The organism is Pseudonocardia sp. KRD291, from assembly GCF_019263595.1.
Lineage (GTDB): Bacteria > Actinomycetota > Actinomycetes > Mycobacteriales > Pseudonocardiaceae > Pseudonocardia.
Map to the genome: position 1 here is coordinate 1 of NZ_JADQDD010000225.1, position 10,532 is coordinate 10,532.

General features: G+C 76.4%; 10 protein-coding genes and 2 riboswitches. Of the genes, 2 read left to right on the forward strand and 8 right to left on the reverse strand.

The annotated features are described in order from the left end of the window. Nucleotides 1-252 precede the first annotated feature (252 nt). Together I4I78_RS24375 and I4I78_RS24380 are read left to right on the forward strand one after the other, a co-directional pair. On the forward strand, nt 253-996 hold the full coding sequence (locus tag I4I78_RS24375; RefSeq protein WP_308252324.1) for a 4'-phosphopantetheinyl transferase superfamily protein: 744 nt from the start codon (nt 253-255) through the stop codon (nt 994-996). Between the two features lie 59 nt (nt 997-1,055). After that, nucleotides 1,056-2,594 carry a DNA polymerase IV gene (locus tag I4I78_RS24380; protein ID WP_308252325.1) on the forward strand — a complete coding sequence of 513 codons (1,539 nt, stop codon included), beginning with the start codon at nt 1,056-1,058 and terminating at the stop codon, nt 2,592-2,594. A gap of 13 nt (nt 2,595-2,607) precedes the next feature. On the opposite strand, the gene I4I78_RS24385 is transcribed toward I4I78_RS24380, so the two are convergent. From I4I78_RS24385 to I4I78_RS24420, 8 genes are all read right to left on the reverse strand, one after another. After that, nucleotides 2,608-3,075, reverse strand: coding sequence for a hypothetical protein (locus I4I78_RS24385; RefSeq protein WP_218613816.1), 468 nt, complete (start codon nt 3,073-3,075; stop codon nt 2,608-2,610). 65 nt (nt 3,076-3,140) lie between these two features. Next, a riboswitch (cobalamin riboswitch) is annotated at nt 3,141-3,346 on the reverse strand. Nucleotides 3,347-3,422: 76 nt separating this feature from the next. After that, nucleotides 3,423-5,045: a chloride channel protein gene (locus tag I4I78_RS24390; RefSeq protein WP_218613817.1), complete on the reverse strand. Its 1,623-nt coding sequence runs from the start codon at nt 5,043-5,045 to the stop codon at nt 3,423-3,425. Continuing rightward, nucleotides 5,042-5,518, reverse strand: a complete 477-nt coding sequence (locus I4I78_RS24395; RefSeq protein WP_218613818.1) for a MarR family winged helix-turn-helix transcriptional regulator — start codon at nt 5,516-5,518, stop codon at nt 5,042-5,044. The genes I4I78_RS24390 and I4I78_RS24395 overlap by 4 nt, the downstream gene beginning before the upstream one ends. Before the next feature lie 76 nt (nt 5,519-5,594). Continuing rightward, on the reverse strand, nt 5,595-6,809 hold the full coding sequence (cobA, locus tag I4I78_RS24400) for a uroporphyrinogen-III C-methyltransferase (protein WP_218613819.1): 1,215 nt from the start codon (nt 6,807-6,809) through the stop codon (nt 5,595-5,597). Nucleotides 6,810-6,878: 69 nt separating this feature from the next. Then, nucleotides 6,879-6,942, reverse strand: a riboswitch (cobalamin riboswitch). A 105-nt stretch (nt 6,943-7,047) separates the two neighbouring features. Continuing rightward, entirely contained in the window at nt 7,048-7,461 is a 414-nt protein-coding gene (locus tag I4I78_RS24405; protein WP_218613820.1) for a cobalamin biosynthesis protein, read from the reverse strand. Nucleotides 7,462-7,491: 30 nt separating this feature from the next. Beyond that, nucleotides 7,492-8,853, reverse strand: a complete 1,362-nt coding sequence (locus tag I4I78_RS24410) for a cobyrinate a,c-diamide synthase (RefSeq protein ID WP_308252326.1) — start codon at nt 8,851-8,853, stop codon at nt 7,492-7,494. A gap of 28 nt (nt 8,854-8,881) precedes the next feature. After that, nucleotides 8,882-9,496 carry a cob(I)yrinic acid a,c-diamide adenosyltransferase gene (gene cobO, locus I4I78_RS24415; RefSeq protein WP_218613821.1) on the reverse strand — a complete coding sequence of 205 codons (615 nt, stop codon included), beginning with the start codon at nt 9,494-9,496 and terminating at the stop codon, nt 8,882-8,884. A 40-nt stretch (nt 9,497-9,536) separates the two neighbouring features. Continuing rightward, nucleotides 9,537-10,532 (reverse strand): VWA domain-containing protein (locus I4I78_RS24420; RefSeq protein ID WP_218613822.1); only part of this gene is annotated, 996 nt, incomplete at its 5' end.

Here is a 10,532-nt window from a genome sequence, read left to right on the forward strand (position 1 = left end):
CCGCGGCCCGCGGGCGGGACATCTCGGCCCGTGCCGGTGGGCCGTCCGCGCCCCGTACGTCCGGGCCGCAGGCGCAGGCCAGGCCCGCGCACACCCGCCCGGACTTCGCCGCCCGCAAGAGCGGGTGAGGCCCGGACCCGGGCACACGGGGTGAGATGACGGTGGTGTCGCTGCGCCCGCGGCGCGGGGACATGGCCGTCATCTCACCCCGCAGGACTGCGCCCGTCCGGTGCGCCGTGCCAGGCTGACCGGGTGTCGATCTCCGGTTCGGACCGGCCCGCGGGCGCGGTCACCGTCTGGTGGGCCCGCCCCCTCGATCCGTCGGTGCACCCGCGCCTGGCCGCACTGCTCGACGCGCACGAGCGCGAACGGATGGCGGCACTGCGCCAGGCGGCGGACCGGGCCCGCTACCTCGCCGCGCACGCGCTGACTCGGATCGTGCTGGGCGAGCACCTCGGCGTCGACCCGGGTGCGGTCCGGCTCGACCGGACGTGCCGGTGCGGGCAGCAGCACGGCAAGCCGCGCCTGGCCGAGCGGCCGGAGTCGCCCGGGTTCTCCCTCACCCACTCCGGGAACCTCGTCGGCGTCGCGCTGGGGCCGGGGCCGGTCGGCATCGACGTCGAGCAGCGCCGCACGCTCACCTCGCTGGACGGGCTCGCCGAGCACGTCCTGTCCCCCGCCGAGCGCGCGGACGGCGGGCTGGACGCGCACACCTTCCTGATCACCTGGACCCGCAAGGAGGCCCTGCTCAAGGCCACCGGCGACGGGCTGTCCAGTCCGATGGACGCGATCACGCTGAGCGGCCCGGGCGAGCCGCCGCGGGTACGCGCATGGGATCCCCCGCGGGCGCAGGCCGAGGACGGGGAGCAGCGCGGGCCGATGTGGCTGGCCGACCTGAGCAGCCCGGAACCCGACCACCCGGCCGCGCTGGCCGGGTTCGGCGCCGGGGCACCGACCGTCACGACGGTGGACGGGGACGCGGTCCTCGCCGGCTGAGCCACGAACCGCCCGGGTGCCCGCGCGGAACTGTGGGTGTCCGGGGCGACAATGGGGCCGTGGCGGACGGAGCGCGCTGGGTCCTGCACCTGGACATGGACGCGTTCTTCGCCTCGGTCGAGCAGCTGACCCGCCCGACACTGGCCGACCGGCCCGTCCTGGTCGGTGGCCTGGGTCCGCGCGGCGTGGTCGCCGGTGCGAGCTACCAGGCCCGGGTGTTCGGGGCGCGCTCGGCGATGCCGATGGGCCAGGCGCGGCGGCGCTGCCCGCACGCCACCGTCCTGCCCCCGCGGTTCGCGCTCTACCAGGCGCTCTCGCACGAGGTGATGGACGTCCTGCGTGCGGCCAGCCCGGTGTTCGAGCCGGTCTCGGTCGACGAGGCGTTCCTGGAGCCACCGGAGCTCGCCGGTGCCGACGCCGCGACCGTCGCCGCGTTCGCGACCGAGCTGCGCCGCGCCGTCCGGGAACGCACCGGGCTGCCGGCGTCGGTCGGGGCGGGCTCCGGCAAGCAGCTGGCCAAGATCGCCTCCGAGCTGGCCAAGCCGGACGGGTCGCGGGTGATCCCGGCCGCGGAGCAGGACGCCGTGCTGGGCCCGCTGCCGGTCCGGTCGCTGTGGGGCATCGGGCCGGTGTCCGGCGAGGCGCTGCGCAAGGTCGGGATCGACACCATCGGCAAGCTCGCCGCGACCGACGCCCGCGAGGTCGTCGGCCTGCTCGGCTCCGCGATGGGCTCCGAGCTGCACCGCCTCGCGCGCGGCGTCGACGACCGCCCGGTCGCCCCGCGCGGCGCGGCCAAGCAGATCAGCGCGGAGACCACGTTCGACACCGACCTCACGGCGATGACCGCGGTGCACACGGCCGTGGAGAAGATCACGGCGGCGGTGCACCGCCGGTTGCTCGCCGACGGCCGCGCGGCCCGCACCGTGACGGTCAAGGCACGCACCGCGGACTTCACGACCACCACCCGCTCGGAGACGACCGCGTTCGCCAGCCGCGAGCTCTCGACCCTGTCCGCGATGGCGCGGCGGCTGGCCGACACCGCCGTCGGCGAGGGCGGGGTGCGTCTGCTCGGAGTGTCGGTCTCGGGGTTCAGCGACGCGCTGCCGCTGGCCCTGTTCGACGCGGTCCCGTCCGCGCAGGGCTGGACGGCGGCGCCGCTGGGCGGTGCCGACGAGGCGGCCCCGCCGGCCGGTGGCGACGAGGCGGCCCCGGCCGGCCCGCAAGGGGCTGATGCGGACGAGTTCGGCGCGGACGGTCCCGAGGTCCACGCCGTGACGACCGAGGACGGGGCGGTGCTGCTCGGTGCCGGGCCCACCCGGCCCGGGTCCGAGGAGGCGCCCGACCCCGAGCGTCCCTGGCGGGCCGGGGACGACGTGCAGCACGCCGAGCGCGGGCACGGCTGGGTGCAGGGCAGCGGGCACGGGCGGGTCACCGTGCGGTTCGAGACCCGGGTGTCGGGGCCGGGACCGGCCAGGACGATGGACGCGGCGGACCCGGCGCTCACCCGCGCCGAGCCGTTGCTGAGCTGGCGGCCCCGGTCTGCCGGGCAGGAACCCGGGGTTCCGGACGGGCAGTCGGAGACACCCGCGCAGCACTGACCCCGGTACGGCCTCAGTACGCCAGCGGGCTCCGTACCGGCGGCACCACGCGGACACCGGCCGGGCGGTGCACGAGGAGCTCCGGACGCATCCGGCACAGCCCCTCGACCGCGGCCTGCACCGCGACGTCACGCGCCGGGTCGCCGGCTGTCACCAGCACACCGGTCGCGCCGGGACGTCCGGCGAAGAAGACGTCCAGGCGGCGTGCGGCGTCGCGGGGCGCCAGCGGCTCCACCCGCCACGCCTCGGCGTAGAACAGCACCGCCGACTCGGGATCGGCGCCACCGGTGCCGGGACCGGTGAACACCGCGTCCGCGCCGGCCAGCAGGTCCGCCGCCGTCGTCGGGTCGAGGTCCCCGGGTTCCTGCCGGGCAGGCGGTGCTCCGGGCCCGGTACCGAGCACGACGAGCGTGCCCGCCCGTGGCCGGGCAGCCGGGCCCCCGCCCGGCAGGTGGGGTGTTGCAGGACCGTCGCCGGTCATCGTGGCCTCCTCGAGGGTCCGCGCCCTCTGCCGTGGGGATGCGCGGCTCCGCGGGCGTCGTGCTCACGGATACCGGCGACGACGGCCAGTCTCCTGGCTTCCCGGATCGGCACGACCCCGGTCTTCCCGCCGGTGGTGCCGGCAGTGACCTGCGCCCGCGGCCCCGGTGAGGGGCCTCGGGTGGGGACGTGCTCCCCGATGACAGTGGCGGGACCGCGCCGGATTCGCACCGGCTTCCTGCACCGTCGTCGCCGACGACATCATCACGACCGGGCCCGCCGGTCAACCGGAGCACCGTCACACCGCCGCGAGCGGCCCGTCGCCCGCCCGGCCCGGACCCGGCCACCTCACCGCGCGCGGTGCCGCAGGTGGTGCAGGACGTCGTGCTCGGCGAGGCGCCCGAGCAGCGGACCGCCGGGGCCGTCGAGCACCGGCAGGGCGCCGCCGCGGTGCCGGGACAACTCGTCGAGGACGTCGTGCACCGGGGTGTCCGGTCGCAGCGACGGCAGGTCGGGAGCCTCCGGCCCGGCGTCCGCCGCGGGGTCGGCGGGCCGCATCAGCTCGCCCACGGTGACCTGGCGCAGCTCCTCGTCGGTCGAGGTGTCGGCGTCGATGTCGATCCCGCGCCGCAGCAGCTTGAGCGTGTAGATGGTGTCGCGGGACACGAGATGGCTGACCCCGGTGGCCAGCACGACCGCGGCCATCAGCGGCAGGATGATCGCGTAGTCGCCGGTCAGCTCGAACACGATCAGTACCGCGGTGATCGGCGCGTGCGCGGCCCCGGCGAACACCGCCGCCATCCCGACCAGCCCGAACGCGCCGGGCGAGAGGTGCAGCGACGGGAACAGCGCGTCGGCGCCGATCCCGAACACCGTCCCGGCCATCCCGCCGACGAACAGCGACGGCGCGAACACCCCTCCGGAGCCGCCGATCCCGATCGTCAGGCTGGTGGCGACCATCTTGCCGAGCATCAGCAGTACCAGGAAGCCGAGCGCGTACTGCCCGGCGATGCCGTTCTGCAACACCGGGTACCCGACCCCGTACATCTGCGGCAGGGCGAGCAGCAACGCGCCGAGCAGGACCCCGCCGACCGCGGGCCGCAGCCACTCCGGGCCGCGCCAGACCGCGTCGCAGACGTCCTCGACCCGGTAGAGCACCCGGGCGAACGTCCACCCGAGCAGCCCGGCGAGCAGGCCGAGCAGGGCGTAGAGCGGCAGCTCCGCCGTCGAGCCCAGCGCGTAGTGCGGCAGCCGCAGGATCGTGTCGTCGCCGACGATCGTGCGGGCGATGACGTTCGCGGTCACCGAGGAGATCACCAGCACGCCGAAGGCCTCCGCGCCGAACGCGCGCAGGATGATCTCCAGGCCGAACACGACGCCGGCGATCGGTGCGTTGAACGTGGCCGAGATCCCGCCCGCGGCGCCGCAGGCGACCATCAGCACCAGACGGCTCGAAGGCACCCGCAACCACTGCCCGATCGACGAGCCGAGCGCGGACCCGATCTGCACGATCGGTCCCTCGCGCCCGACCGAGCCGCCGGTGCCGATGCACAGTGCCGAGGCCAGCGCCTTGACCCCGGCCACCTTCGCCGGGATCCGGCCGCCCCGGCGGGCGACCGCGACCATCACCTCGGGGACGCCGTGTCCGCGGGCCTCCGGCGCGAAGCGGTGCACCAGCGGCCCGTAGACGAGCCCTCCGACGACCGGGGCGAGCAGCAGGAACCACGGCCCCAGCGCGGGCAGGTGGGTGCTGGCGACCCGGCCGGCGTCGGAGAAGTCGGTGCGCCCGGTGACCAGCTCCGTGATGCCGAAGATCAGGAACCGGAACACCACGGCGCCGAGCCCCGCCCCGACACCGATGATCAGCGCGAGACCGACCAGGCCCGGGCGGGTGCCCACCAGCCACCGGTGCACCGCGGCACCGGACCGCGACGCCCCGCCTGCCGGGCGGGACTCGGTGGGCGCGCTCACAGCCGGGTCGGGGCGACGGCCCACTCCGTCTCGGCGACCTCGCCCGCGGCCTCGGAGAACGACCGTAGACCCTCGACGACGGCCTGGCGCCGGTCCTGCGGCATCGCGCCGAGGAGCCTGCCGAGCTCCTCGCGACGGTGACCGGTGACGTTGCGCACCAGGTCCTCACCGTCCCGGGTGAGCGCGACCGCGACGGCGCGCCGGTCGTCGTCGGCACGCTCCCGGTCGATCAGCCCCTTCGCGACCAGGCGGTCGCACATCCGGGTCGCCGTCGACGGGGTCACGGCCAGGGACGCGGCCAGGTCCGCGGGACGGCGGGCGCCGTACTGCGCGAGGACGACCAGCGTGCGGTACTGGGGCAGCGTCACGTCCTCGTCGACGGCCGCGAGGGACCGCGCGGCGACGGCGAGCAGGGCGCGACTCGCCGTCATCACGGCGTCGACGAGCGCGTCCTCCGGATCAGATTGTTGCATAGTCGCATAATTGCACTACGCAACGAGTGCGGCAAATCCGCCGGGCGGTCAGGACCCGGCGGTCAGGTCCCGGCGGTCAGGTCCCGGCTGTCAGCCCCGCCACAGGCCCGATCACCACGATCGCCGGTGGGCTGACCTCTTCCTCCTTCGCGACCCGGCCCGCCGTCGCCAGGGTGGCGCGCACGGTGCGCTGGATCCGCGTCGTCCCGTCCTGGACGATCACGACCGGCGTGTCGGCGGGGCGGCCGTTCGCGACCAGGACATCGGCGAACACCCCGATCCGCTCCACCGCCATCATCAACACGACGGTGCCGCTCATCCGGCCCAGCGCCTCCCAGTCGGTGAGGCTGCGCGGGTCGTCCGGGGCGACGTGCCCGGACACCACGACGATCTCGTGCGCCACCCCGCGGTGGGTCACGGGTACCCCGGCCAGTGCCGGGGCGGCGAACGCGCTGGTGATGCCGGGCACGACCGTCACCGGCACCCCGGCCTCGGCGCACGCCTGCACCTCCTCGAACCCTCGCCCGTAGACGAACGGGTCGCCGCCCTTGAGCCGCACCACGAACCGTCCGGCCAGCGCGTGCTCCACGAGCAGCTCGTTGATCCGCTGCTGGGCCATCGCCCGGCCGTAGGGGATCTTCGACGCGTCGATCACCTCGACGTCCGGGGGCAGCTCGTCGATCAGGTCGCGCGGGCCGAGCCGGTCGGCCACCACGACCTGGGCGCGGGAGAGCAGCCGCCGCCCGCGCACGGTGATCAGCTCCGGGTCGCCGGGCCCGCCCCCGACGAGTGCGACGCCGGGCGGCGGGTCCTCCGCGGAGTCGTCGACTACACCGGCCTGCAGCGCCTCGACCAGCGCGGTGCGCACCGAGGCCGAGCGCCGGTGCGCACCCCGGGCCAGTACCCCGACGGTGAGCCCGTCGAACTCGCCGGTCGCGGGCGTGACGGCGGTGCCGGCCGGGCCGTCGTCGGCGCGCACGCAGAACACGCGGTGCCGGTCGGCCTCGGAGCTGACCGCGACGTTGACGTCCGGGTCGTCGGTGCAGGCGATCGCGTACCAGGCGCCGGTGAGGTCACCGTCGGCGTAGCGCCGCGGGGTCCAGGTGATCTCCCGGGCCGCGGCCATGCCCTCCACGGCCGGGGTGACCTCGGGCGAGACGACCTCGACGACCGCGCCGGAGGCGATCAGCTTCGCGACCCGGCGCTGGGCGACCTGCCCGCCCCCGACGACGACGACCCGCCGTCCGGCCAGGTCGAGACCGACCAGGTACTGCTCGTGCGCGCGGCTCACGGCGCTCCTTCCCCGGGTGTCCACGCCCGGCAGTGGTGCCTACTGCAGTGGTGCCTACTCCGCGGGTGGGGTCTGGCTCCCGGGCGTGCCCGGTGACAGTGGCGGGACCGCCCCGGACTCGCACCGGGTTCCCACACGTCGGCGGAAGGGAGAGCATAACGACCGATGCATGCCCCGACCGAGCCACGAGGCACTCGACACACCTGGGCCGACCCCGCGGTACGGGCCTCGCGCCTGGTCAGGGCCGGTGGTAGCGGGCCACGGCGACGGTCACGCCGTCGATGGCGGTCTTCGGCACGACGAGCGTGACGTCCGGCCCGGCGCCCGTGTCCCCGGCCAGCCGGTGGGCCGTGTGCAGTGCCGCCGCCTCGGCGACGCTGGCGGTGCCCACGGCCCGCGCGGCACGGTCGTCCGGGTGCGGCACCTCGACGCGGGCCAGCACCGCGGCGGGCACGCCGACCGGGACGGACGGGGCGATCGCACGCAGCAGCCCCGGCTCCCCGAGCTTCGACTCGACGGTCGCGACGACGGCGTCGCCGAGGTCCAGTCCGTGCTCGCGCGCGACCCGGGCCAGTGCCGCGCGCACCGCGTCGGCCCCGACCCCGCGGCGGGCGCCGATCCCGACCACGAGCCCGGTCGCCGGTCCCGTCACCGGCCCTGTCATCTCACCGGCCCTGTCATCTCACCGGGCGGCGGCGACGAGGCGGGCGACCGCGTCCGGGTTGCCGGCCGGGTGGGTGTGCAGGAACGAGGCGTGCACGCCGTCGCGCACGAAGCCCTCCGGCTCGCCCGCGCGCCAGGCCCACGCCGGGCGGGTGTCCCCGCTACCGCCGCGGGGTGTCACGGCGCAGCGGTGGAACTCGTGCCCGGACACCCGGCTCCCCTCGGCGAACACCGCGGAGCCGGTCAGCGCGACCGCGTCCCGGTAGCCCAGCGTCAGGCGCTCGGTCATCGCCCCGGTCGCGGGCAGCACCCCGCACATGGCGACGCCGTCGAGCTCGCGGCACAGGTAGAGCAGCCCGCCGCACTCGGCGTGCACCGGCGCCCCGGCCGCGGCCAGCGCCGCGACCTCCGCCCGCAGCGCCGCGTTCGCCCCGAGCGCGGCGACGTGCTCCTCAGGGAACCCGCCGGGCAGCACCAGCCCCGACGTCCCCTCGGGCAGCGACGCGTCGCGCAGCGGGTCGACCAGCTCGACGTCGGCCCCGGCGGCGCGCAGCAGCTCGGCGTGCTCGGCGTAGCCGAACCCGAACGCCGGCCCCCCGGCGACCGCGATCACCGGACGGCGGCCGGTCGCCGGTGCCTGCGCAGCGCCCACCTCGGCCGCCGGGTCCCAGACCGGTCCCTCCGGAAGCGGACGCGCCGTGGCCACCACCGCGTCCAGGTCGACGTGCTCCGCCACCAGCTCGGCCATCGCGTCCACCGCCGCCCGCGCGGCCGCACCGTGCTCGGCGGCGGTGACCAGCCCCAGGTGCCGCGACGGCACGACCAGCTCGGCCCGGCGCGGCACCGCGCCCAGCACCGGCAGGCCGGCCTCGTCGGCGGCCGCGGTCAGCACCTCGACGTGCCGCGGGCTGCCGACCCGGTTCAGGATCACCCCGGCCACGTCGACGCCCGGGTCGAACGACCGGAACCCGTGCAGCAGCGCGGCCAGGCTGCGGGACTGCCCGCGCACGTCGACCACCAGCACGACCGGCGCCCCGAGCAGCGCCGCGACCTGCGCCGTCGACCCCGCGCCGTCGGCGACCCGGCCGTCGAACAGCCCCATCACGCCCTCGACGACCGCGACCTCGGCCCCGGCGGAGCCGTGCCGGGCCAGCGGGCCGATCCGGTCGGTCCCGACCAGCACCGGGTCCAGGTTCCGCCCGGGCAGCCCGGCCGCCAGGGTGTGGTAGCCGGGGTCGATGTAGTCGGGCCCGACCTTGAACGGCGCCACCCGGGTCCCGCGCCGCGCGAGCGCCGCCATCAGCCCCGTCGAGACGGTGGTCTTCCCGCTCCCCGACGACGGCGCCGCGAGCACCACCGCGCGCGGGGTAGCTGTGTTCACGCCGACTCCGCGGGAGGAAGTGCGTCGGCTACCACTCGATCCCCCGCTGCCCCTTCTGCCCGGCGTCCATCGGGTGCTTGACCTTGGACGTCTCCATCACCAGGTCCGCGGCCTCGATCAGCTCCGGGGCGGCGTCGCGGCCGGTGACGATCACGTGCTGGCGCCCTTCGCGGGCGGCGAGCACCTCGATGACCTCGTGCACGTCGACCCAGCCCCACTTGATCGGGTAGGTGAACTCGTCGAGCACGTAGACCTGGTGGGTCTGGTTCTCGATCCGGCGCCGGATCTCGGCCCAGCCCTCGGCGGCGGCCGCGGCGTGGTCGTCCTCGGTGCCGGACTTGCGCGACCAGCTCCAGCCCGCGCCCATCTTGTGCCACTCGACCGGCCCGCCCTCGCCGGTCTGTTCGTGCACCCGGCCGAGCGCGCGGAACGCCTCCTCCTCGCCGACCTTCCACTTCGCCGACTTCACGAACTGGAAGACTCCGATCGACCACCCCTGGTTCCAGCCGCGCAGCGCGAGCCCGAACGCGGCCGTCGACTTGCCCTTCATCACCCCGGTGTGCACCACCAGCAACGGGCGGTTGCGGCGCTGGCGGGTGGTCAGCCCGTCGGCGGGAACCGACGTCACCTGTCCCTGCGGCATGATCGCTCCTCCTCGCGGTCGACGACGGTGTAGGGCCTGCTCACGCGGCGCGCCCTGCGCCGCCAGAGCTACCTGTGCCACCAGGGCCACCAGGCCCACCAGGGCCGGCGGCGCCACCGGCGCGGGCCGCCCGGACGACGTCGCCGACCCCGTCCGCGGACAGCTCGTCCAGCGTGACGACCGTGCCACCGGCCGCCGCGGCGAGCCCACCGGCGAGCCCGAGCCGCACGTGTCCGGACTCGCAGTCGACGACGACGGTGTGCGTCCCGTCGGCACCCAGCAGGGCCGCCGCGCGGCGGGCGTCGGCCACCGGGTCACCACCGGGGCGGGCGGCGACGGTGGCCCGGCCGTCGGTCAGCAACACCAGCAGCGGGCGCCGCCGCGGGTCGCGCAGGCGCTCCGCGGCCAGGACCGACCGGGCCTTGAGCAGTCCCTCGGCGAGCGGGGTCCGCCCGCCGGTGCGCAGCCGGGCGAGGCGGGCCTGCGCGGTCGGCACGCTGGACGTCGGCGGCAGCGCCAGCTCGGCCGAGCGGGCCCGGAACGTCACCAGCCCGACCTTGTCCCGGCGCTGGTAGGCGTCGCGCAACAGGCCCAGAACGGCGCCGGAGACGGCGGTCATCCGCCGCCGCGCCGCCATCGACCCGGACGCGTCGACGACGAACAGCACGAGGTTGCCCTCGCGGCCCTCGCGCTCGGCGCGGCGCAGGTCGTCGCGCCGGATCAGCAGGCCGGAGCCGCTGCGCCCGCGGTCGCGCTGGTGCGGTGCCGCGGCCAGCACGGTGGCCGGGACGTGCAGGTCGGCGGCGCGGGTGGCGGCGCCGTCGGAGGGGCGCACGACGCGGCCGGTCTCGGTGCGCGCCCGCGACCGTCGTCCGGGGGCACCCGCTCCCAGGCCGGGGACCTCGAACCGGCGCGCGGTGGAGGGCCGGATACGGGCCGCGGCGCCGAGGGTGACCCCGCGTCCCTCGCCGTCCCCGCCGGGACGCGGGTCGGCGCCGGACCCGTCCTCGGGTGCCCGGTCGGGTTCGGCCGGTGT

What these genes read in the sequence shown, in the direction of transcription:
- I4I78_RS24385 (WP_218613816.1), bottom strand. Translation starts at nt 3,075, where the DNA reads ATGACCGGCGACGGTCCTGCAACACCCCACCTGCCGGGCGGGGGCCCG.
- I4I78_RS24395 (WP_218613818.1), bottom strand. Translation starts at nt 5,518, where the DNA reads ATGCAACAATCTGATCCGGAGGACGCGCTCGTCGACGCCGTGATGACG.
- cobO (WP_218613821.1), bottom strand. Translation starts at nt 9,496, where the DNA reads ATGCCGCAGGGACAGGTGACGTCGGTTCCCGCCGACGGGCTGACCACC.